General features: G+C 55.2%; 17 protein-coding genes. 11 read left to right on the plus strand and 6 right to left on the minus strand.

The genetic code is table 11. The features are described from left to right. Positions 1-15 precede the first annotated feature (15 nt). Positions 16-1,542, plus strand: a complete 1,527-nt coding sequence (locus PUP35_RS07120) for an aryl-sulfate sulfotransferase (RefSeq protein ID WP_274242459.1) — start codon at positions 16-18, stop codon at positions 1,540-1,542. A gap of 195 nt (positions 1,543-1,737) precedes the next feature. On the opposite strand, the gene infA is transcribed toward PUP35_RS07120, so the two are convergent. The 5 genes from infA to trxB all read right to left on the minus strand — a co-directional run bounded on the left by infA (position 1,738) and on the right by trxB (position 7,561). Then, positions 1,738-1,956 (minus strand): translation initiation factor IF-1, encoded by a 219-nt coding sequence (infA, locus tag PUP35_RS07125; protein ID WP_002211347.1) that lies wholly within the window; start codon positions 1,954-1,956, stop codon positions 1,738-1,740. Positions 1,957-2,240: 284 nt separating this feature from the next. Continuing rightward, positions 2,241-2,945: a leucyl/phenylalanyl-tRNA--protein transferase gene (aat, locus tag PUP35_RS07130; protein WP_111963917.1), complete on the minus strand. Its 705-nt coding sequence runs from the start codon at positions 2,943-2,945 to the stop codon at positions 2,241-2,243. A 45-nt stretch (positions 2,946-2,990) separates the two neighbouring features. Then, positions 2,991-4,712, minus strand: coding sequence for a heme ABC transporter ATP-binding protein/permease CydC (cydC, locus tag PUP35_RS07135; RefSeq protein WP_115874627.1), 1,722 nt, complete (start codon positions 4,710-4,712; stop codon positions 2,991-2,993). Continuing rightward, positions 4,712-6,478 carry a heme ABC transporter permease/ATP-binding protein CydD gene (gene cydD / locus PUP35_RS07140; RefSeq protein WP_143344886.1) on the minus strand — a complete coding sequence of 589 codons (1,767 nt, stop codon included), beginning with the start codon at positions 6,476-6,478 and terminating at the stop codon, positions 4,712-4,714. Before cydD ends, cydC begins: the two co-directional genes overlap by 1 nt. A 114-nt stretch (positions 6,479-6,592) precedes the next feature. Further along, positions 6,593-7,561, minus strand: a complete 969-nt coding sequence (gene trxB / locus PUP35_RS07145) for a thioredoxin-disulfide reductase (RefSeq protein ID WP_032638969.1) — start codon at positions 7,559-7,561, stop codon at positions 6,593-6,595. 544 nt (positions 7,562-8,105) lie between these two features. Here trxB and lrp point away from each other — a divergent pair. From lrp to PUP35_RS07195, 10 genes are all read left to right on the plus strand, one after another. Next, positions 8,106-8,600, plus strand: coding sequence for a leucine-responsive transcriptional regulator Lrp (gene lrp / locus PUP35_RS07150; RefSeq protein WP_000228469.1), 495 nt, complete (start codon positions 8,106-8,108; stop codon positions 8,598-8,600). A 135-nt stretch (positions 8,601-8,735) separates the two neighbouring features. Next, positions 8,736-12,467, plus strand: coding sequence for a DNA translocase FtsK (ftsK, locus tag PUP35_RS07155; protein WP_274242460.1), 3,732 nt, complete (start codon positions 8,736-8,738; stop codon positions 12,465-12,467). Between the two features lie 128 nt (positions 12,468-12,595). Continuing rightward, positions 12,596-13,210: an outer membrane lipoprotein chaperone LolA gene (lolA, locus tag PUP35_RS07160; protein WP_021240884.1), complete on the plus strand. Its 615-nt coding sequence runs from the start codon at positions 12,596-12,598 to the stop codon at positions 13,208-13,210. A gap of 9 nt (positions 13,211-13,219) precedes the next feature. Then, positions 13,220-14,563 (plus strand): replication-associated recombination protein RarA, encoded by a 1,344-nt coding sequence (rarA, locus tag PUP35_RS07165; protein WP_111963921.1) that lies wholly within the window; start codon positions 13,220-13,222, stop codon positions 14,561-14,563. A gap of 92 nt (positions 14,564-14,655) precedes the next feature. Continuing rightward, positions 14,656-15,948 (plus strand): serine--tRNA ligase, encoded by a 1,293-nt coding sequence (serS, locus tag PUP35_RS07170; RefSeq protein ID WP_008499983.1) that lies wholly within the window; start codon positions 14,656-14,658, stop codon positions 15,946-15,948. Positions 15,949-16,158: 210 nt separating this feature from the next. After that, positions 16,159-18,603, plus strand: a complete 2,445-nt coding sequence (gene dmsA, locus PUP35_RS07175) for a dimethylsulfoxide reductase subunit A (RefSeq protein ID WP_274242461.1) — start codon at positions 16,159-16,161, stop codon at positions 18,601-18,603. A gap of 10 nt (positions 18,604-18,613) precedes the next feature. Then, positions 18,614-19,231: a DMSO/selenate family reductase complex B subunit gene (locus PUP35_RS07180; RefSeq protein WP_115874632.1), complete on the plus strand. Its 618-nt coding sequence runs from the start codon at positions 18,614-18,616 to the stop codon at positions 19,229-19,231. Between the two features lies 1 nt (position 19,232). Beyond that, positions 19,233-20,096 carry a dimethyl sulfoxide reductase anchor subunit family protein gene (locus tag PUP35_RS07185; RefSeq protein ID WP_274242462.1) on the plus strand — a complete coding sequence of 288 codons (864 nt, stop codon included), beginning with the start codon at positions 19,233-19,235 and terminating at the stop codon, positions 20,094-20,096. 276 nt (positions 20,097-20,372) lie between these two features. Then, positions 20,373-21,521, plus strand: a complete 1,149-nt coding sequence (locus PUP35_RS07190; RefSeq protein WP_111963924.1) for an MFS transporter — start codon at positions 20,373-20,375, stop codon at positions 21,519-21,521. A gap of 123 nt (positions 21,522-21,644) precedes the next feature. Continuing rightward, positions 21,645-22,175, plus strand: coding sequence for an anti-virulence regulator CigR family protein (locus PUP35_RS07195; protein ID WP_127730261.1), 531 nt, complete (start codon positions 21,645-21,647; stop codon positions 22,173-22,175). Between the two features lie 36 nt (positions 22,176-22,211). Here PUP35_RS07195 and pflA read toward each other — a convergent pair whose 3' ends face one another. Further along, positions 22,212-22,952, minus strand: a complete 741-nt coding sequence (gene pflA / locus PUP35_RS07200) for a pyruvate formate lyase 1-activating protein (protein WP_045630022.1) — start codon at positions 22,950-22,952, stop codon at positions 22,212-22,214. Positions 22,953-23,053: the final 101 nt, after the last annotated feature.

Raw genomic sequence — 23,053 nt, forward strand, 5'->3', positions numbered from 1 at the left:
TAACAGGTGAACAACATGGCAATTACCTATCTTGGAATGGAACTCGCGCCTGCGAACAACCAGCTTGCAGTATATCTGAAGTTCAGAATTGATGAAGCGGTAACATATTCCTATACAGTTCTGGGAAGATTAACTAGCGCATCAAGTTTAGATTTTACGTATTCATCAAATGACATTATCTCTCTATCTGAGATAAAAATTCCGGTTATTGGACTGTACGCAAACTATCTTAATCAAGTGCAGGTTGTTTTTAAAAACCTTAGCGGAGTGGAAGTTTTTAATCAAACCATTCAGGTAAGCACACAGGAACAAGTCTATCGCGATGCGACAATATTTCATATCGATATTGAGCAAACGGATCCCACTAGCTTTGCGGCCGTATGGGGAAACAGTTGGTTAATGACCACCAATTGTGATGGTTACGACCAAAATGGCGATCTTCGTTGCTATTATGCTCAGCCCTATCGTAATCAGATGCTAAAAACGCATAATGGTTATTTCTATATCGGCAGTGATGAAGATGAACACTGGTATGGCCGACGTTTTTTTAAAATTGATATTTTAGGCAATGAGATTCTGGAATTTGATTTACGTGACCGCGATGGCAACCGCTATGCTAATACCCACGATCTGATCTGGGATTCAGCCGGTAATCTCTTCATGATTGGTAATGATAACCCGGATCGTTCGACCAATACGATGAGGCAGGATGCATCAATTTTAAAATTTGATGAAAAGACAGGCATGATGCTGTGGGCAAAAAATTATACGCGTGCATTCGATAATACGCAGATCCTGAATAATAGCCCGACAAACGATGCTCACCTTAACTCGCTTTCCTGGATCCCCGAGGGTGAAGCAAACTCTGAAGCGATTGTTATCCATACTCGCTCTGCAGGCCTGACGTTTGGTATTTCTCCTGCCGATGGTACGATATTATGGAGTATTAATACCGGTGGATTTAACCCTGGTTTCGCAGCGGGGCAGGGCGTTACGCAGATAGAAACTTCCGGTATTACGAATTTTGAAAATGGTGCTCATACCGTATTCGTCACTAAAAATAGCGCTTTTGCTGGGTTAAACAATGAGGCCGAAGGCAAATTCGTTCTTTCGCTATTTGATAATCGCTCCTGCGTTGATAATGAAGGAAACGCGGTTACTCGTGATATTACTCTTGATCCAACGGCTGATGTTTACAAAACCGATCCTGCAAGGGTCATGTTCTATGCTGTTGATCTGGTTTCCAAAACAGCAACTCAGACAGGTAGCATTATCCAGTTACCTTCCTCTCGCGTTCCTCAAATCACTGATTTTATGGGGGCTGCAATCGATTATGGTGACTACTATGGCATCTACACCAACCACGCTCGCTCTTTCTTTATCAGTGATGCGACAGGCCATATTATTGCCACAATCTACGATCTGATTTGTACTCTGGATGGCTATCCCGAGTTCCCAGGAGAGTGCTATCGGGCAAGGTTGTTTGCGAAAGACGAGCTTGATGCTTTGATAAATATAGGTTACCAGGTGGCAAACGGCTGAAAGCATAGCGAGACACAGCCATTTAAGGACATTGCGGTTGCTAATGTCGGTCACTTTCAGTGGCTGGCATTGCTGTCGAACAGACAGCCCTGACGCTGAGTCGAATGGTCAAATAATCGCCTGCAGCACAAAAAAGTAAGGCCGGGAGAATCCCGGCCTTATTTAATATTCATCTGCCATTACAGGCGAAAACAATTAGCGACTACGGAAGACAATGCGGCCTTTGCTCAGGTCGTACGGGGTCAGTTCAACAGTCACTTTGTCGCCCGTCAAAATGCGGATGTAGTTTTTGCGCATTTTACCGGAGATGTGCGCAGTTACCACGTGACCGTTTTCCAGCTCTACGCGAAACATGGTATTAGGCAACGTATCAAGTACGGTACCCTGCATTTCAATATTGTCTTCTTTGGCCATCTAATCCTCTGGGGTATCACTACCAAGTTTTGAACCGGCAAGATAATGCCGAAATTCATCAATTAAGTAAAGAATTGCGCGATTAAAACGCAGCAAAACAGTTTCGGCGCATTGCCCAAGCGTCACGGTACAACCGAACAGGAAGCGCATTCGTAAAGGGGAGACAACAGGATAAACGTCAGGACGTTATCTGAAGCGAGGGTCCCAAACGGCGGCGGGGCAACAGGCAGAAGCTACTCTGCGGCATAATTATAACACCCTCACAAAAAATATGCGGAAAACATTTAGGCATTGGGCATAAAGAGCGTTCTCGGTATCCAGAAGTCGCGGGGGAGCTTCTCCTGACGGCTGGCATCCAGATGCTCAATGTACTGGCGTCGCGGGATCTCAACGGCACCGAGAGAGGCCGTGTGCTCGTTGAGCACCTGACAATCGATCAGGCGCCCGCCGCGCTGGGCAAATGCCTGGCAGAAAACCAGCAGTGCCGTTTTCGAGGCGTTAACCGCGCGGGAGAACATCGACTCGCCGCAAAACAGCGTACCCTGCGCCACGCCATACATGCCGCCGACAAGTGCTCCGCCGTCCCATACCTCGATTGAGTGGGCGTAGCCAAGCTCATGAAGCTGGTGGTAGGCGGTAATAATATCGCGGGTTATCCACGTTCCCTCAAAGCGGTCTTCGGCACAGCCTTCAATGACCTGACCAAAGGCGTGATTAAGGGTGACGCGGTACGGTGATTTCGCATGGAAACGCTTCATGCTGCGGCTCAGGTGAAACTGATCTGGCCACAGCACGGCGCGCGGATCGGGAGACCACCATAAAATCGGATCGCCGGGAGAAAACCAGGGGAAGATACCGCGCTGGTATGCCATCAATAGTCGAGCAGGACTGAGGTCACCGCCAAGGGCCAGCAGCCCATTGGGCTCACGCAGCGCCCCTTCCGGAGAAGGGAACGCGATGTTATGACGAGAAAGCTGGACCAGGCGCATGACAGCAAAACTCCAGTACGCGAGTGAGGACGCTACAAATATAGTCTACAGACGCTGTTTAAACTGGTAGTAGCGACCCTGTTTCGCCAACAGCTCTGCGTGACTACCTTGCTCAATAATGTGTCCGTTGTCCATCACAATTATCCGATCAAAACTCGCCAGTCCGCGCAGGCGATGCGTGACCATCAGGACGGTTTTACCGGTCATGACATTGGCCAGCAAATCAAGGATTTGGCTCTCGGTCGTGGCGTCAAGCCCTTCGGTGGGCTCGTCAAGCAGCATCAGCGGCGCATCGTGCAGCAGCGCGCGCGCAATCGCCAGGCGGCGCAGCTCACCGCCGGAAAGCTGACGGCCGCCTTCGCCCAGCCAGCTGTTCAATCCATCGTCCTCAACTAGCTTATGCAGACCGACCTGTTCCAGCACGGCGCGAAGCGTATCATCAGTGGCCTCTGGGGCTGCCAGCAGCAGGTTATCGCGCAGGGTGGCGCTAAACAGATGCACGCGCTGCGGAACGACGCTGACGGTTTTGCGCAGGGCCTGCTCGCTAAAATCGGTCAGCGACGTGTTATTAAAACGAATCTGACCGCGCTGCGGATCCCAGGCGCGGGTCAGCAGCTGCAGCAACGTGGATTTACCGCAGCCGGTACGGCCGAGGATCGCAATCCGCTGTCCGGCATTAACAGAAAGGGTGATACCCTCCAGCGCGTTTTGTGCCTGTTTGTCATAGCTGAAGGTGACATCGTCAAGCGTCAGCGCAACCTGCTCTGGTACCGCGGTCTGCCCGGCACTGAACGTGACTTCAGGCTCCTGCTCGGCAATCTGGGTGATGCGCAGGGCAGAGGCGATCACCTGACCCAAGTGCTGGAAGGCACCCGTCACCGGGGCCAGCGCTTCAAATGCGGCCAGCGCACAGAAAACGAAAAGGGCAATAAGAGGACCCGGCTGTGTATTTCCCCCGATATCGCCGGAAGCCAGCCACAGCATGGCAATCACCGCCACACCGCCGATTAGCATCATTAGCGCTTGAGAAAAGGCCGTCAGTTCCGACTGGCGGCGCTGGGCTTCATGCCAGTTTAGCTCCGTACTTTCCATGCGGGCGCGGTAGCGCTTGCTGGCACCAAAAATGGACAGCTCTGCCTGGCCCTGAAGCCAGGAGGTCAGCTGCTGTCGATAGTCCCCACGCAGACGAGTCAGGTTTTCCCCGGTGGATTTCCCGGCGCGGTAAAACAGCGGCGGCAGAACGATAAGCGTTAACAGCATTATCCCACCCAGCGTCAGCGCAACGGGAACATCCAGAACAGACAGCCCCAGCGTGACCACCACAATCACCACAAACGCGCCCACGATGGGGGAAATTACGCGCAGATAAAGGTGATCCAGCGTGTCGACATCCGCCACCACGCGGTTAAGCAACTCGCCCTGACGAAAACGCGCCAGCCCGGCAGGGGAGAGGGGCAGCAGTTTGCTGAAGGTGTAGATACGCAGGTGCTGTAGCACGCGGAAGGTGGCGTCGTGGCTCACCAGGCGTTCGAAATAGCGTCCGGCAGTACGGGTGATGGCGGTACCGCGAACCCCGGCCGCCGGAAGCATATAGTTGAAGCTGTATAATCCGGCGAACCCCGCGACGGCCGAGGCCGACAGAAACCAGCCAGAAAGCGTGAGCAGGCCAATGCTGGCGAGCAGCGTGACAATCGCCAGCACAATCCCCAGCGTCAGCATCCATTTATGGCGTTTATAGAGCGCAAGATAAGGCAGCAGAGCGCGCATCAGATATCCTCCTGACGGTTCGCCAGCAGGGCGGCAAATGGTCCCTGGGCGGCAACGAGAGAGGCGTAATCGCCTTGCTCAACAATACGACCGTTCTCCATGACCCAGATCTGGTCCCAGTCGGCAATGCCTTCCAGCTGGTGGGTAACCATCAGCGTGGTTTGCTGCCGGGAGGCAGCGTTCAGGGCCTCCATTACGCGCTGCTCGCTGTGGGCATCCAGGCTGGCGGCGGGCTCGTCCAGCAGCATCAGCTGGCATGGGTTAAGCAGCGCTCGGGCAACGGCCACGCGCTGCGCCTGCCCGACCGACAGCCCGGCGGACTGATCGCCGACCACGGTATCCACCCCTTTCGGCAGCAGAGGCAGAAATTCGCTGACCCAGGCGCGGTCGAGAACCGATTGCAGCTCATCTTCACGCGCGTCCGGGCGGGCCAGAAGCACGTTTTCACGCAGCGTAGAAGCCGGGAGCTGCGGGTTTTGTCCTACCCAACTGAGCTGTTTACGCCAGGCGTCAGGCTCGAGGTTGCGCAGTTCGGTTTTGTTGATCCGCAGTGAACCCGTGTAGGCCATAAAACCGGATAGCGCGTTCAGTAGAGAGCTTTTCCCGGAACCGCTGGTGCCGACGAGCACCACGCGTTGTCCGGCAGGTAAGGTAAAGTTCAGCGGACCGGCGAGGACTTTGCCTTCGGGCGACAGAATAGAAAAGTCCTGCGCTTCAATCGTCACCGGATCTTTAGCATTCAGCGTTACGTCACCCCGCTCCGGGTGGGCCAGCGGCGTTTCCAGAAACGTTTTCAGGCTATCGGCGGCGCCAACCGCCTGCGCCTTGGCGTGATAGAAGGTTCCCAGATCGCGAAGCGGCTGGAAAAATTCCGGCGCCAGGATCAGCGCCAGGAAACCGGCAGAAAGGGTCACCGCCGTGCCGTAATGGCCGAAATCCAGCGCGCCGAGGTAAGAGAAGCCGAAGTAGACCGCCACGAGGGCAATCGACAGCGAGGTGAAGAATTCCAGTACGCCGGAAGATAAGAAGGCGAGGCGTAAGACTTCCATGGTGCGCTGACGGAAGTCCTGCGACGCCAGGCGAATATTTTCGGTTTCCGCTTCACCGCGGCCAAAGATGCGCAATGTCTCCATGCCGCGAAGACGATCGAGGAAATGGCCACTCAGGCGACCCAGTGCCAGGAAGTTACGGCGGTTGGCATCCGCTGCCCCCATCCCGACCAGCGCCATAAACAGCGGGATCAGCGGGGCGGTTCCCATCAGAATCAGCGCCGCCATCCAGTTCACCGGAAAGATAGCGATAACGATCAGCAGCGGAACGAAGACGGCAAGGGCCATCTGCGGCAGATAGCGCGCGTAGTAGTCGTGCATATCGTCAATCTGCTCAAGGATCAGCGTCGCCCAGCTACCGGCCGGTTTACCCTGGATCCAGGCGGGCCCGGCTTCCTGAAGACGATCGAGCACCTGACGGCGGATCTCGTAACGGATGTGCTGTCCGGCGTGAAAACCGACGCGCTCACGCAGCCATACCACCCAGGCGCGCAGAACAAAAATCAGGATCAGGACAATAAAGGGCAGCAGGAGCGCTTCGCGCGGAATGTTCTCCATGATCATGTGATTAAGAATGCGGGCCAGCAGCCATGCCTGGGCAACAATCAACAGACCGCTAACGAACCCCAAAAGACGGGAAATCGTAAGCCAGCGGCGGGAAATAACGCTTTGCTGTTTCAGCCAGCGTGTTAACTCTTGTTGACGGGTTTTTTCCATTGCGTACTTTGCAGGTGACGTTATTAGAAGTTGGGCAGCGCAATGTTACAACGGGGAGACAATAAAGGCGACTTATCGCCGCCTTTATTTACGTTTGTTACTGACTTGTAAAGATTATTTACCTTGTTCAGCCAGTCCATCGAGGTAGCGTTCAGCGTCCAGCGCGGCCATACAGCCGGTTCCCGCTGAGGTGATCGCCTGACGATAAATATGGTCCATCACGTCGCCGGCCGCGAACACACCCGGGATGCTGGTCTGGGTCGCATTACCGTGAATGCCGGACTGCACTTTGATGTAGCCGTTTTCCAGCTCCAGCTGACCGTCGAAGATCGCGGTGTTCGGACTGTGACCGATCGCCACAAACAGGCCCGCCACTTCCAGCGTTTCAACGTTATCAGTGTTCTGGGTATCACGGATACGCAGACCGGCAACGCCCATCTGGTCTCCCGTCACCTCTTCCAGGGTACGGTTGGTATGCAGCACGATGTTGCCACTTGCTACTTTATCCATCAGACGTTTGATCAGGATCTTCTCCGCGCGGAAGGTTTCGCGACGGTGGATCAGGTGCACCTCAGAGGCAATGTTTGCCAGATAGAGCGCTTCCTCCACTGCGGTGTTGCCGCCGCCGATGACCGCGACTTTCTGATTACGGTAGAAGAAACCGTCGCAGGTTGCGCAGGCAGAGACGCCGCGGCCTTTGAACGCTTCTTCGGATGGCAGACCGAGGTAACGGGCAGAAGCACCCGTGGCGATGATCAGCGCGTCGCAGGTGTATTCGCCGCTGTCGCCCGTCAGGCGGAACGGACGGTTCTGCAGATCGACCTTATTGATGTGGTCGAACAGAATTTCGGTTTCGAATTTAGCGGCATGCTCGTGCATACGTTCCATCAGCAGCGGCCCGGTCAGGTCGTTCGGGTCCCCTGGCCAGTTTTCCACTTCGGTGGTGGTGGTCAGCTGACCGCCTTTTTCCATACCGGTGATGAGTACCGGGTGCAGGTTAGCGCGTGCAGCATAGACCGCTGCGGTATATCCCGCAGGTCCAGAACCAAGGATTAGCAGCTTACTGTGTTTGGCCGTGCCCATGAGATCCCCATTGTTGTTGGCAGACATTTGGCTGGATTGTAGGGAATTTGTTGCCGTAAAAAAAGAGCGCAGCAATTTTGATATCAATCTGTGTAATAGCCATGGACGATGAATAGCGCGCGATAACCTCACGCTTTCTCGATAAAAGCGGTCGTTTCTAAGGCAATAAAATGAGGATTAATACCCTGCCGTAATGAATATCCGGCATGTTGTACTAAAAAACGATGTTTTGCTTTGACAATCCCCTGCGCTTTTGCGAAAACATTCAAGGAAGAAAAAAAACCGCGTTAACCGTATGCCGCATAGGCATGCACGTAAATGCCATTTTTACCGGGTCAGTGAAATCTACGCATGGCGTGGACAGACGCCATACGTGATGTCGGTGACAGCCTTCGGGCAACGGTCTTCTTACCAACAGAACCCGAATCCGCATCGCGTCTATTACATAATCAGGCGATGTGATGACTAACGGGTACAGGCTCTGAACAGTGATGTGCACAGGGTCCAGGCAGGAGTAGGGAAGGAATACAGAGAGACAATAATAATGGTAGATAGCAAGAAGCGCCCTGGCAAAGATCTCGACCGTATCGATCGTAACATTCTTAATGAATTGCAAAAGGATGGGCGTATTTCCAACGTCGAGCTTTCAAAACGTGTGGGACTTTCCCCGACGCCGTGCCTTGAGCGTGTGCGCCGACTGGAAAGACAGGGTTTCATTCAGGGCTACACTGCTCTGTTGAACCCGCATTATCTGGATGCCTCACTTCTGGTATTTGTTGAGATTACTCTGAATCGTGGTGCGCCGGATGTGTTTGAACAATTCAACGCCGCTGTACAAAAACTTGAAGAAATTCAAGAGTGTCATCTGGTATCCGGTGATTTCGACTACCTGTTGAAAACCCGAGTGCCTGATATGTCCGCCTACCGTAAGCTGCTGGGGGAAACCCTGCTGCGTCTGCCAGGCGTGAACGACACCCGTACATATGTGGTGATGGAAGAGGTCAAACAGAGCAATCGTCTGGTTATTAAGACGCGCTAACACGGAACAGGTGCAAAATCAGCGTAGTTTGATTACACTCCTGTTAATCCATACAGCAACAGTGCCGGGTAGTCCCGGCGCTGTTGTCCGTTTTAGCAAAAAGGCAGGATATGCCTGATACCTGGAGAGCCTTTTTTGAGCCAGGAATACACTGAAGACAAAGAAGTCACACTATCGAAGCTAAGCAGCGGACGTCGTCTCCTCGAGGCTTTGCTGATTGTTATTGCCCTTTTTGCCGTCTGGCTGATGGCAGCCTTATTCAGTTTCAATCCTTCAGATCCCAGCTGGTCACAAACTGCATGGCATGAGCCTATCCATAATTTAGGCGGTGTCCCTGGTGCCTGGCTGGCGGATACGCTGTTTTTCATTTTCGGTGTGATGGCCTACACCCTCCCCGTTATTATCATTGGCGGATGCTGGTTTGCGTGGCGTCATCGTCAGAACGATGATTACATCGACTATTTCGCCGTGTCGCTGCGCCTGATTGGCGCGCTGGCGCTGATCCTTACTTCGTGCGGGCTGGCGGCAATCAATGCGGATGATATCTGGTACTTCGCCTCTGGTGGTGTAATCGGCAGCTTACTCAGTTCTGCGCTACAGCCGATGCTGCACAGCAGCGGCGGCACGCTGGCGCTGCTGTGCATTTGGGCGGCCGGGCTAACGCTGTTTACCGGCTGGTCATGGGTGAGCATTGCCGAGAAAATTGGTAGTTTTATCCTCACCATTCTGACCTTCGCCAGCAACCGTACCCGCCGTGACGATACGTGGGTTGATGAAGACGAGTACGAAGATGAAGAGGAAGATGACGCGCCTGTGCAGCGTCGCGAATCTCGTCGTGCGCGTATTCTGCGCGGCGCGCTGGCGCGTCGTCAGCGTGTTGCTGAGAAGTTTGCCAACCCGCTAGGTCGTAAAACCGATGCGGCGCTCTTCTCCGGTAAACGCATGGATGAAGACGAGCAGGTGGCGTATCGCGCTGCGGGTGTCGCAGTCGATCCTGACGATGTGCTCTTCTCTGGCAGCCGGGCCACGCCCGGGGACTTTGACGAATACGACCCGCTGTTAAACGGTCACTCGGTCACTGAACCGGTTGCGGCAGCCGCAGCCGCGACAACCGCAGCGCAGGCGTATGCCGCGCCTGTCGACGCCGTGATGCCATCCGCGCCGGTTTCGCCACCGGAATCCGTTATTCAGCAACCTCAGGTTGACTGGCAGACTGCTCCCGGTGTTCACACGCCGGAGCCCGTTATCGCGCCTGAACCAGAGAGCTATGTCCCTGTGCAGCAGGAGCAGTGGCAGCAGCCATATCAGCCGCCGCAGCCTGCGTATGAACCGCAAGATTACCCTCACTTTGAACAGCCTGTGGCCCAGCCGTATCAGGAGTATGTGCCTGAACCGGTTGAACCTGTGCAGCCTCATGTAGCGCCGCAGCCTGAACCTGAAATCGTGGAAGAGGTGAAGCCAGCCCGTCCACCGCTGTACTATTTTGAAGAAGTCGAAGAGCGCCGCGCGCGTGAACGCGAACAGCTGGCCGCCTGGTATCAGCCTGTGCCTGAACCGGTGCAGGAGCCGGTGACGAAAGCGCCTTCTGTCCCAGTTCCACCGGTCGACCCGACACCTGTAGTTGCACCCGTAGCGGAAAGCGTGAAGCAGGCTACCGCGGCCGCTGCCGTGGCTGCACCTGTCTTTAGCCTGGCAACAGGGGGCGCGCCACGTCCTCAGGTGAAGGAGGGGATTGGTCCGCAACTGCCTCGTCCTAACCGCGTTCGCGTACCAACCCGTCGTGAACTTGCCTCTTATGGTATCAAGCTGCCTTCCCAGCGCATGGCGGAAGAGAAAGCGCGCGAGCATGAGTACGAAGATGACGTCGATGAGATGCAGCAGGACGAGCTGGCCCGCCAGTTCGCCGCGCAGCAGAATCAACGCTACGGTGAAGAATATCAGCACGATGAACCTGTGCCTGAAGACGAAGATGACGCTGCAGAAGCGGAATTAGCGCGCCAGTTCGCCGCCACCCAGCAGCAACGTTATTCCGGTGAAAAACCGGCTGGTGCAAATCCGTTCTCACTGTCTGATTTTGAATTCTCGCCGATGAAGGATCTGGTGGATGATGGCCCGAGCGAGCCTTTATTTACCCCGAGCGTGATGCCGGAAGTTGAGCCTGTGCGCCAGCAGCCAGCACCACAGGCCTATGCACAGCCGCAACAACCTGTTCATCAGCCGTATGCGCAGCCGCAGCAGCCCGTTCATCAGCCATATGCGCAACCGCAACAACCAGTTCAGCAACCGCAGCCGCCGCAGTTCCAGCAGCCTGCGCCTCAGCCGCAGGAGAGCCTGATTCACCCGCTGCTGATGCGTAACGGTGACAGCCGTCCGCTCCAGCGTCCAAGCACGCCGCTGCCTTCTCTGGATCTGTTAACGCCGCCGCCGTCGGAAGTGGAACCCGTCGATACCTTCGCGCTGGAGCAGATGGCGCGTCTGGTGGAAGCCCGTCTGGCCGACTTCCGTATCAAGGCTGACGTGGTGAACTACTCGCCGGGCCCTGTTATCACCCGTTTTGAACTGAACCTGGCGCCAGGCGTTAAAGCCGCGCGTATTTCTAACCTGTCCCGCGACCTGGCGCGTTCCTTGTCGACCGTTGCGGTACGTGTGGTGGAAGTGATACCGGGCAAACCTTACGTTGGTCTTGAGCTGCCGAACAAGAAACGTCAGACCGTCTACCTGCGTGAAGTGCTGGATAACACCAAATTCCGCGATAACCCATCCCCGCTGACCGTGGTGCTGGGTAAAGATATCGCTGGCGATCCGGTGGTGGCAGACCTCGCGAAAATGCCTCACCTGCTGGTCGCGGGTACTACCGGTTCCGGTAAGTCTGTCGGTGTGAACGCCATGATCCTCAGCATGCTCTATAAAGCGCAGCCGGAAGATGTGCGTTTCATCATGATCGACCCGAAAATGCTCGAACTTTCGGTCTACGAAGGCATCCCGCATCTGCTGACCGAAGTGGTCACCGACATGAAAGACGCCGCCAACGCCCTGCGCTGGAGCGTCAATGAGATGGAGCGTCGCTATAAGCTGATGTCGGCGTTGGGCGTACGTAATCTGGCCGGTTATAACGAGAAAATCGCCCAGGCTGTGCGTATGGGACGTCCGATCCCGGATCCTTACTGGAAGCCGGGTGACAGCATGGATGCCCAGCATCCGGTGCTGGAAAAACTGCCTTATATCGTCGTGCTGGTCGATGAATTCGCTGACCTGATGATGACCGTTGGTAAGAAAGTGGAAGAGTTGATTGCCCGTCTGGCGCAGAAAGCGCGTGCGGCTGGTATTCACCTTGTGCTGGCGACCCAGCGTCCTTCCGTGGACGTTATCACTGGTCTTATCAAAGCGAACATTCCGACGCGTATCGCCTTTACCGTATCAAGCAAAATTGACTCCCGTACCATTCTTGATCAGGGCGGCGCAGAGTCGCTGCTGGGAATGGGGGACATGCTCTATTCCGGCCCGAACTCCACTTCTCCGGTGCGTGTTCACGGTGCGTTTGTCCGCGACGAGGAAGTTCACGCTGTCGTGCAGGACTGGAAAGCGCGCGGTCGTCCACAATATATTGACGGCATTACCAGCGATACGGAAAGCGAAGGCGGCGGCGGTGGCTTCGACGGTGGTGAAGAGCTGGATCCGTTATTCGATCAGGCGGTTAACTTCGTTACCGAAAAACGCAAAGCGTCCATCTCAGGCGTGCAGCGTCAATTCCGCATCGGCTATAACCGCGCAGCGCGTATCATCGAGCAGATGGAAGCGCAGGGCATTGTGAGCGAGCAGGGGCATAACGGTAACCGCGAGGTGCTGGCGCCGCCGCCGTTTGATTAACCTTCAGCGTTTGCAAAGAAGGGTAAATCAGCCAAAATTAAGCATTTTCTTCTGTCGCCTGCCTTCGGGCAGGTCCAGAATAGAAGACGGAAATCCCATATCGGGAAGACGTATTTTAAGGAATAACAATGAAAAAAATCGCCATCGCCTGTGCATTACTCACCAGTTTTGTTGCCAGCAGCGTCTGGGCTGATGCAGCCAGCGACCTTAAAAGCCGACTGGATAAAGTAAGCAGCTTCCACGCCAGCTTCACGCAAAAAGTGACGGACGGCAGCGGCAACGCGGTGCAGGAAGGCCAGGGAGATTTGTGGGTAAAACGCCCAAATCTGTTCAACTGGCACATGACCCAGCCGGATGAGAGCATCCTGGTGTCTGACGGTAAAACCTTATGGTTCTACAACCCGTTCGTTGAGCAGGCTACTGCGACCTGGCTGAAAGATGCCACCAGCAATACGCCGTTTATGCTGATTGCCCGAAACCAGGCCAGCGACTGGCAGCAGTACAATATTAAACAGACGGGTGACGAGTTTGTCCTGACGCCGAAAGGCAGCAACGGCAACCTGAAGCAGTTCACCATTAACGTGAGCACCAACGGTACCATTAATCAGTTCGGCGCGGTTGAGCAGGACGATCAGCGCAGCAGCTACCAGCTTAAATCTCAGCAGAACGGCGCCGTTGATGCATCGAAATTCACCTTTACCCCGCCGAAGGGCGTGACGGTGGACGACCAACGCAATAAGTAAGAGGCGTGAGTGGGCAATCTGTCGCTCGATTTTTCAGATAACGCGTTTCAACCTCTGGCCGCCCGTATGCGGCCAGAAAATTTAGCGCAGTACATCGGCCAGCAGCACCTGCTGGCTGCCGGTAAGCCATTGCCACGCGCCATTGAGGCCGGGCATCTTCACTCCATGATCCTCTGGGGGCCCCCTGGCACCGGCAAAACCACGCTTGCAGAAGTGATCGCCCGCTATGCCAACGCGGACGTTGAACGCATCTCGGCGGTGACCTCCGGCGTGAAGGAGATCCGTGAGGCGATCGAGCGTGCGCGGCAGAACCGCAATGCCGGGCGGCGCACCATCCTCTTCGTGGACGAAGTCCACCGCTTCAACAAGAGCCAGCAGGATGCCTTCCTGCCGCATATTGAAGACGGCACGATCTTCTTCATCGGCGCGACCACCGAGAATCCGTCGTTTGAATTGAACTCGGCGCTACTCTCCCGCGCGCGCGTTTATCTGCTCAAATCGCTGACCACCGAGGATATTGAAAAGGTTCTCACCCAGGCGATGGACGACAAAGCGCGCGGCTACGGCGGGCAGGATATCGTTCTGCCCGACGACACGCGTCGTGCGATCGCGGAGCTGGTCAACGGCGATGCGCGTCGGGCGCTGAATACGCTGGAAATGATGGCCGATATGGCCGAAGTCGACGATGCCGGGAAGCGGGTGCTTAAACCGGAATTGCTCACCGAAATTGCTGGTGAACGCAGCGCCCGTTTCGACAATAAAGGCGACCGTTTTTACGACCTGATCTCGGCGCTGCATAAGTCGGTACGCGGCAGCGCGCCGGATGCGGCGCTTTACTGGTACGCGCGCATTATCACTGCGGGCGGCGATCCGCTATATGTCGCGCGCCGCTGTCTGGCGATTGCGTCTGAAGATGTTGGCAATGCCGATCCACGCGCTATGCAGGTCGCGCTGTCGGCCTGGGACTGCTTCACCCGCGTTGGACCCGCGGAGGGCGAACGTGCCATTGCGCAGGCGATTGTTTATCTGGCCTGCGCGCCGAAAAGCAATGCGGTTTATACCGCGTTTAAAGCGGCGATGTCGGATGCGCGTGAACGTCCGGACTACGATGTGCCGGTTCATTTGCGTAATGCACCGACCAAACTGATGAAAGAGATGGGGTATGGGCAGGAGTACCGCTACGCTCATGATGAACCCAATGCCTACGCCGCAGGGGAGGAATATTTCCCGCAGGAGATGGCACAAACGCGCTATTATCGCCCCACAAACAGAGGTCTTGAAGGCAAGATTGGTGAAAAGCTCACCTGGCTCGCCGGACAGGATCAAAATAGCCCTATAAAACGCTACCGTTAGTTCAATCGTTGCGGTAATGTTGGCGTAGTATCCTTGTGGCCGCAGGCTGTGGTCACATTTTCCTATTTTAATTCGATAAGCACAGGATAAGCATGCTCGATCCCAATCTGCTGCGTAATGAGCCAGACGCAGTCGCTGAAAAACTGGCACGCCGGGGCTTTAAGCTGGATGTAGATAAGCTACGCGCTCTTGAAGAGCGTCGTAAAGTACTGCAGGTACAAACTGAAAATCTGCAGGCAGAGCGTAACTCTCGATCGAAATCCATCGGCCAGGCGAAAGCGCGCGGGGAAGATATTGAGCCATTACGCCTGGAAGTGAACAAGCTGGGTGAAGAACTGGATCAGGCGAAAGCTGAGCTGGACGTTCTTCAGGCCGAGATTCGTGATATTGCCCTGGCTATCCCGAATATTCCTGACGACAGCGTGCCTGTCGGCAAAGATGAAAACGACAACGTTGAAGTGAAGCGCTGGGGTACGCCTCGTGAGTTTGACTTCGAAGTACGCGATCACGTGACGCTGGGGGAAATGCACGCGGGCCTGGATTTTGCGGCAGCGGTTAAGCTGACAGGTTCTCGCTTCGTGGTGATGAAAGGCCAGATTGCACATCTGCACCGCGCGCTGGCGCAGTTCATGCTGGATCTGCACACCGAGCAGCATGGCTACAGCGAAACCTACGTGCCGTATCTGGTCAACCACGATACACTGTACGGTACGGGCCAGTTGCCGAAATTTGCCGGCGACCTGTTCCATACCCGCCCGCTGGACGAAGAAGCAGACAGTAGCAACTACGCGCTGATCCCAACCGCGGAAGTGCCGCTGACTAACCTCGTGCGTGATGAGATCATCGACGAAGACGATCTGCCGATCAAACTGACGGCACATTCACCGTGCTTCCGTTCTGAAGCTGGTTCTTACGGTCGCGACACGCGCGGTTTGATCCGTATGCACCAGTTCGACAAAGTTGAGATGGTGCAGATCGTTCGTCCAGAAGAATCCATGGACGCGCTGGAAGAGATGACCGGCCACGCGGAGAAGGTGCTGGAGCTGCTGGGTCTGCCGTACCGTCGTATGGCCCTGTGTACCGGTGATATGGGCTTTGGCGCCTGCAAAACCTTCGATCTGGAAGTGTGGGTGCCTGCGCAGAACACCTACCGTGAAATCTCCTCCTGCTCTAACGTCTGGGATTTCCAGGCGCGCCGCATGCAGGCACGCTGCCGCAGCAAATCTGACAAGAAAACCCGTCTGGTACATACCCTGAACGGTTCTGGTCTGGCTGTGGGTCGTACCCTGGTTGCCGTGCTGGAAAACTATCAGCAGGCAGACGGTCGTATCGAGATCCCTGAAGTGCTGCGTCCATACATGAAAGGCCAGCAGTACATCGGTTAATATTTGTCTTAAAACAAAAAAGCGCCTCAGGGCGCTTTTTTTATGCTTATGAATTGATACGACGCAATACCCCCTCCCTCTAAAGTAGTAATACTCCTCCGAATGAAAGTCAGCATAAAACGCTGATAACGAAAATATTCGTTATATATAAAACTACATAGCGGTTTGCGCCGCCTCTCTTTTCTTTGTGAGCAACCAAAGTGAGTCTGTATGAAAATCAACGCGCCTGAAGCATTAATGGCTGCCGAGGTCACTCGCCGTGGTTTGATGAAAACCACGGCCATAGGCGGCCTGGCCGTAGCCAGCAGTGCCTTCACGCTCCCCTTTACCCGACTGGCGTCGGCGGCTGATGCTCTGTCTCCGGCCACTTCCCCGGAAAAAGTGGTGTGGAGTGCCTGTACCGTCAACTGCGGTAGCCGTTGTCCGCTGCGTATGCATGTGGTGGATGGTGAAATTAAATATGTCGAAACCGACAATACCGGGGACGATAACTACGAAGGGTTACATCAGGTCCGTGCCTGCCTGCGCGGTCGCTCCATGCGTCGTCGCGTCTATAATCCTGACCGCCTGAAATACCCGATGAAGCGCGTCGGTAAGCGTGGGGAAGGGAAGTTCGAGCGGATTAGCTGGGATGAAGCCTACGATATCATTGCCACTAACATGCAGCGTTTGATCAAAGAGTACGGCAACGAATCCATCTACCTGAACTACGGTACCGGGACGCTTGGCGGCACGCTGACCCGTTCCTGGCCACCGGGTAAAACGCTGGTGGCGCGCCTGATGAACTGCTGCGGCGGTTATCTCAATCACTATGGTGACTACTCATCGGCGCAGATTGCTGCTGGCCTGAACTACACCTATGGCGGCTGGGCGGACGGAAACAGCCCGTCTGATATCGAAAACAGTAAGCTGGTGGTGCTGTTCGGCAATAACCCGGGTGAAACGCGCATGAGCGGCGGTGGGGTAACCTACTACCTCGAACAGGCCCGCGCCAAATCCAATGCCCGCATGATCATCATCGACCCACGCTACACCGACACCGGCGCCGGACGTGAAGACGAGTGGATCCCCATTCGTCCGGGGACCGACGCGGCGCTGGTCTCCGCCCTGGCGTGGGTGATGATCACTGAGAATCTTGTCGATCAGCCTTTCCTGGATAAATACTGCGTCGGCTATGACGAGAAAACTCTGCCAGCCAGCGCGCCGGCAAACGGTCACTACAAGGCGTATATTCTCGGACAGGGCAGCGACGGCGTGGCGAAAACGCCGGAGTGGGCGTCCACCATCACCGGCATCCCGGCTGAGCGTATCGTTCAGCTGGCGCGTGAAATTGGTTCAGCCAAACCGGCCTATATCAGCCAGGGCTGGGGTCCGCAGCGTCATGCGAACGGCGAAATCGCGACCCGTGCCATCTCCATGCTCTCCATTCTGACCGGCAACGTCGGCATTCACGGCGGTAACACCGGCGCGCGTGAAGGTTCATATGAAGTGCCGTTCGAACGTATGCCGACGCTGGATAACCCGGTTCAGACCAGCATCTCCATGTTTATGTGGACCGATGCGATTGAACGCGGCCCGGAAATGACCGCCCTGCGCGACGGCGTGCGCGGCAAGGACAAGCTGGACGTGCCGATCAAGATGATCTGGAACTATGCCGGTAACTGCCTCATCAACCAGCATTCAGAAATCAACCGTACCCATGAAATCCTGCAGGACGACAAGAAGTGCGAGATGATTGTGGTGATCGACTGCCACATGACCTCTTCGGCGAAATATGCCGATATCCTGCTGCCGGACTGCACCGCCTCTGAGCAGATGGATTTCGCGCTGGATGCATCCTGCGGCAACATGTCCTACGTGATTTTTACTGACCAGGCGATTAAACCGCGCTTTGAGTGCAAAACCATTTATGAGATGACCTCCGAGCTGGCGAAACGTCTTGGCGTTGAGCAGCAGTTTACCGAGGGACGGACTCAGGAAGGGTGGATGCGCCATCTGCATGAACTCTCCCGTAGGGCGATTCCTGACCTGCCGGACTTTGACACCTTCCGCAAGCAGGGTATGTACAAACAGCGCGATCCGGAAGGGCACCACGTGGCGTACAAAGCGTTCCGTGAAGATCCGCAGGCGAACCCGCTGACCACGCCGTCGGGCAAAATAGAAATCTATTCCGAAGAGTTGGCAAAAATTGCGTCAACCTGGGAACTGCCGGAAGGGGACGTTATCGATCCGCTGCCGATCTACACGCCGGGCTTTGAAAACTACAACGATCCGCTGACGGCGAAATTCCCGCTGCAGCTGACCGGCTTCCACTACAAAGCGCGTGTTCACTCTACCTACGGTAACGTCGACGTGCTGAAAGCCGCCTGCCGACAGGAGATGTGGATCAACCCGATGGATGCCAAAGCGCGAGGCATCAGCAATGGCGATCGCGTGCGGATCTTCAACGGTCGCGGCGAGGTTCACATTGAAGCCAAAGTGACGCCGCGCATGATGCCAGGCGTGGTGGCGCTGGGGGAAGGGGCCTGGTATAGCCCTGATGCAAACCGCATCGACCAGGCTGGCAGTATTAACGTACTGACCACGCAGCGTCCGTCGCCTCTGGCGAAAGGCAACCCATCCCACACAAACCTTGTCCAGGTTGAAAAGGTTTAAGGAGTAACCGATGACAACTCAGTATGGATTTTTTATTGATTCCAGCCGTTGCACCGGGTGCAAAACCTGCGAGCTGGCCTGTAAAGATTACAAAGACCTGACCCCGGACGTCAGCTTCCGCCGTATTTATGAATACGCCGGGGGGGACTGGCAGGAAGATAACGGCGTCTGGCATCAGAACGTCTTTGCCTATTACCTGTCAATTGCCTGTAACCACTGTGAAGATCCGGCCTGTACCAGGGTCTGCCCGAGCGGGGCGATGCACAAGCGTGAAGACGGTTTTGTTGTGGTGGACGAAGATGTCTGCATCGGCTGTCGGTACTGCCATATGGCGTGCCCGTACGGCGCGCCGCAGTACAATGCCGCCAAAGGTCATATGACCAAATGCGACGGTTGCCACACCCGCGTAGCGGACGGCAAAAAGCCGATTTGCGTCGAGTCCTGCCCGCTGCGCGCGCTGGACTTCGGTCCGATTGAAGAGCTGCGTCAAAAACACGGTCAGCTCGCTGCCGTGGCGCCGCTGCCGTCTGCGCACTTCACGAAGCCGAGTATTGTGATTAAACCTAACGCCAACAGCCGTCCTACAGGTGATACCACCGGCTACCTGGCAAATCCGAAGGAGGTGTGAGATGGGAAGTGGATGGCATGAATGGCCGCTGATGATCTTCACGGTCTTTGGTCAGTGCGTGGCGGGTGGTTTCATTGTGCTCGCGCTGGCGCTGTTGAAAGGTCGCCTTAATGCTGAACAGCAGCAGCGTTTAGTGTTGAGCATGTTTGGCCTGTGGGTGCTGATGGGGATTGGGTTTATCGCCTCTACGCTTCACCTGGGTTCGCCTATGCGCGCGTTTAACTCCCTGAACCGCGTGGGTGCCTCATCCCTCAGTAACGAGATTGCCGGCGGAGCAATTTTCTTTGCCGTCGGTGGGCTGGGCTGGCTGCTGGCCGCCATGAAAAAATTGCCTGCGGGTCTGCGCAGCCTGTGGCTAATCGTGACCATGGTGTTGGGCGTGGTGTTCGTGTGGATGATGGTGCGCGTCTATAACACCATCGATACCGTTCCAACCTGGTACAGCGTCTGGACGCCAATGAGCTTCTTCCTGACGATGTTTATCGGCGGACCGCTGCTGGGCTACCTGCTGCTGCGCGTGGCGGGCGTAGACGGGTGGGCAATGCGTTTGCTGCCCGCAGTTTCTCTGCTGGCGCTGGTAGTGAGTTCGATAGTCGCCCTGATGCAGGGTGCAGAACTGGCAACCATTCACAGCTCTATCCAGCAGGCTTCTGCCCTGGTACCGGACTACGGTGCTCTGATGGCCTGGCGCATCGTTCTGCTGGTCGCCGCGTTGGTATTCTGGATTGCTCCTCAGCTCAAAGGTTATCAGCCCGCGCTGCCGCTGCTGTCACTGGCTTTTGTGCTGGTACTGGCGGGTGAACTGATTGGTCGCGGCGTGTTCTACGGGTTGCATATGACTGTAGGTATGGCTATCGCCAGTTAACGTTGTATTTGGTTATATCAAGCCGGGCCTGAGTGCCCGGCTTTTTCTTTTTTCGATCATGAAATTTTTCGACTGTCGTTTTGTTTTAATTTTGCCCATTAATAAATGAAAACAGAGACATAATTAATATCTATAGCAGGCGTGGCATTAGCAGGATAAGTTTTTTAAATCGACAGGGAACATATTGTGCGAGGCGGCTAAATCAGTGGATTGACTTTGTTTTTGCCAGTGGCATGATGCGCACGAAATCTGAACTTCCTCACGGCTTTTTAATCCATGACCACCTATACCCGGCCAGTGCTGCTGTTGCTCTGTGGCTTGCTTCTGTTGACCCTGGCGATCGCAGTGTTAAATACGCTCGTCCCGCTGTGGCTTGCCCATGAAAACTTACCGACCTGGCAGGTGGGTATGGTCAGCTCGTCCTTTTTTACCGGCAACCTTCTTGGAACCCTGGTGACCGGGAGCCTGATCAAGCGCTTTGGCTTTAACCGCAGCTATTATCTGGCTTCGCTGATTTTCGCTGCCGGGTGTGCGGGGCTGGGCCTGATGGTCGGCTTCTGGAGCTGGATGGCATGGCGCTTTATCGCCGGTGTAGGCTGCGCGATGATTTGGGTAGTCGTTGAAAGTGCGCTGATGTGCAGCGGCACCTCCCGTAATCGTGGACGCCTGCTGGCAGCCTATATGATGGTTTATTACGTCGGCACCGTACTGGGGCAACTGATGGTCAGCAAGCTGCCAACCGACCTCATGAGCGTTCTGCCGTGGGTAACGGGTATGGTGCTGGCTGCGATCTTGCCTTTGCTCTTCACGCGCATCGTGAACCAGAACAGCGAACACCAGGAAGCAACCCACGTCTGGCCAATGCTCAGACTGCGTCATGCGCGTCTGGGCGTTAACGGCTGCATTATATCGGGGATTGTACTGGGCTCGCTCTATGGTCTGATGCCGCTCTATCTGAATCATCAGGGCGTCAGCGATTCCGGAATTGGCTTCTGGATGGCGGTGATGGTGAGTGCCGGGATCGTCGGGCAGTGGCCGATTGGCCGTCTGGCGGACCGCTTCGGTCGTCTGCTGGTGCTGCGCGTTCAGGTCTTCGTGGTCATCATGGGATGTCTTGCCATGCTCAGCAACGCCGCAATGGCGCCTGCGCTGTTTATTCTCGGGGCCGCCGGCTTTACGCTCTATCCGGTGGCAATGGCCTGGGCCTGTGAGAAAGTTGAGCACCACCAGCTGGTGGCAATGAACCAGGCGCTGTTACTGAGCTATACCATCGGCAGCTTATTAGGGCCGACGTTTACCGCGATGCTGATGCAGAATTACTCCGACAATTTACTGTTTATCATGATTGCCAGCGTGTCGTTTATATATCTCTTAATGCTGCTGCGTAAAGCAGGTGAGCATCCAACGCCTGTGGCACATGCCTGATTAAATTAAAGCCTGTCGATGACAGGCTTTTTTGTCCCTGTCACAACTAAGAGTTTTACTTATTGTTTGTTTATTGCGCCAGGCGATAATTCATGTGAGTCCTACCACTATAAGGCAGCAATCATGTCTATTCGTCGTTTTTCCACTACCGCACTTGCCGTAGTGTTGTCTTTAACGTTTGCAACGGCTCCGGTCATGGCTAATCCTGGAAACGGGAATGGCGGTGGTCACGGAAACGGTGGCGGGCAAGGTAATGGCGGTAATCATGGTAACGGGAATTCTGGTAACTCCGGCAACCATGGAAATAAGCAAAATAGCGGACAGGATAGCCCTGGAAAATCGAATAAGAGCTTCAAAAATAGCAAAGATGTCGGTAATGATGTTGATGCTCGCGTGAGCTTCGATCATGCGCGTCACCTGGCGCTGAATTATGGCTTAACGGGTTATGACTCTCTGCCTCCGGGCATCGCGAAAAACCTGGCGCGCGGTAAGCCGCTTCCTCCGGGCATTGCGAAGAAAACCGTGCCAGCCTCTATGCTGGACCAGCTTCCTTCCTACCCGGGCTATGAATGGCGCGTGGTCGGGGACGACCTGGTCTTAATTGCGCTGAGCACAGCCATTGTGACGTCCGTTATTAACGGTGTATTTAAATAGAATATAAAAAAGGCCCGGTTTTACCGGGCCTTTTCGTTAATACATGACCTTGTGGCCATACTGCTCGAGAATACCTTTCACGCGTTCCATCGTCTCTTTTTTCGGCGGCTTCACGCCATCGAGTTTGTACTCTTCGCCCATGGCCACCCATTTATGTTTACCCAGCTCGTGATAGGGCAGAAGCTCGATTTTCTCGACGTTGCCCATGTCACGGGTGAATTCCCCCAGGCGGTGCGCGGAGTCGTCGTCGTCTGACCAGCCAGGAACAACCACGTAGCGGATCCAGGTTTTGATGCCTTTGTCGGCTATGTATTTGGCAAACTCCAGCGTGCGGTGGTTTGAGACACCAACGAGGTTCTGATGGATCTCATCGTTCATCTGTTTGAGATCGAGCATCACCAGATCGGTCACTTCAAGCAGTTCATCAATCACCGGATCGTATCGACGTACAAAGCCATTGGTATCCAGGCAGGTATGAATGCCTTCTTTGTGGCAGGCGCGGAACCAGTCACGGACAAATTCAGCCTGAAGAATGGCTTCACCGCCGGATGCGGTGACGCCGCCACCGGACGCGTTCATAAAGTGGCGGTAGGTCACCACCTCTTTCATCAAGTCTTCAACGGTCACTTCTTTGCCGCCGTGCGTGTCCCAGGTATCGCGGTTATGGCAGTACAGGCAGCGCATCAGGCAGCCCTGGAAAAAGGTGATAAAGCGGATGCCCGGGCCATCAACGGTGCCACAGGATTCAAAGGAGTGAATACGACCAATAGTTGACATTGCGGTGATATCTCCATCATCGGCCCGTCCCGGGCCTGTGTATGCACAGCTCAAAGCCGGCTGTGTTAAGTCTGTTTTGGCTGTTATCCATTCAGTATAGA

The organism is Enterobacter sp. S-33, from assembly GCF_028735835.1.
In the GTDB taxonomy this organism is placed as follows: Bacteria; Pseudomonadota; Gammaproteobacteria; order Enterobacterales; family Enterobacteriaceae; genus Enterobacter; species Enterobacter vonholyi.

Excerpts from the sequence above, each read along its gene's own strand:
- PUP35_RS07120 (WP_274242459.1), top strand. The coding sequence starts at position 16 with ATGGCAATTACCTATCTTGGAATGGAACTCGCGCCTGCGAACAACCAG.
- infA (WP_002211347.1), bottom strand. The coding sequence starts at position 1,956 with ATGGCCAAAGAAGACAATATTGAAATGCAGGGTACCGTACTTGATACG.
- aat (WP_111963917.1), bottom strand. The coding sequence starts at position 2,945 with ATGCGCCTGGTCCAGCTTTCTCGTCATAACATCGCGTTCCCTTCTCCG.
- cydC (WP_115874627.1), bottom strand. The coding sequence starts at position 4,712 with ATGCGCGCTCTGCTGCCTTATCTTGCGCTCTATAAACGCCATAAATGG.
- cydD (WP_143344886.1), bottom strand. The coding sequence starts at position 6,478 with ATGGAAAAAACCCGTCAACAAGAGTTAACACGCTGGCTGAAACAGCAA.
- trxB (WP_032638969.1), bottom strand. The coding sequence starts at position 7,561 with ATGGGCACGGCCAAACACAGTAAGCTGCTAATCCTTGGTTCTGGACCT.
- lrp (WP_000228469.1), top strand. The coding sequence starts at position 8,106 with ATGGTAGATAGCAAGAAGCGCCCTGGCAAAGATCTCGACCGTATCGAT.
- lolA (WP_021240884.1), top strand. The coding sequence starts at position 12,596 with ATGAAAAAAATCGCCATCGCCTGTGCATTACTCACCAGTTTTGTTGCC.
- serS (WP_008499983.1), top strand. The coding sequence starts at position 14,656 with ATGCTCGATCCCAATCTGCTGCGTAATGAGCCAGACGCAGTCGCTGAA.
- dmsA (WP_274242461.1), top strand. The coding sequence starts at position 16,159 with ATGAAAATCAACGCGCCTGAAGCATTAATGGCTGCCGAGGTCACTCGC.
- PUP35_RS07180 (WP_115874632.1), top strand. The coding sequence starts at position 18,614 with ATGACAACTCAGTATGGATTTTTTATTGATTCCAGCCGTTGCACCGGG.
- PUP35_RS07185 (WP_274242462.1), top strand. The coding sequence starts at position 19,233 with ATGGGAAGTGGATGGCATGAATGGCCGCTGATGATCTTCACGGTCTTT.
- PUP35_RS07190 (WP_111963924.1), top strand. The coding sequence starts at position 20,373 with ATGACCACCTATACCCGGCCAGTGCTGCTGTTGCTCTGTGGCTTGCTT.
- PUP35_RS07195 (WP_127730261.1), top strand. The coding sequence starts at position 21,645 with ATGTCTATTCGTCGTTTTTCCACTACCGCACTTGCCGTAGTGTTGTCT.
- pflA (WP_045630022.1), bottom strand. The coding sequence starts at position 22,952 with ATGTCAACTATTGGTCGTATTCACTCCTTTGAATCCTGTGGCACCGTT.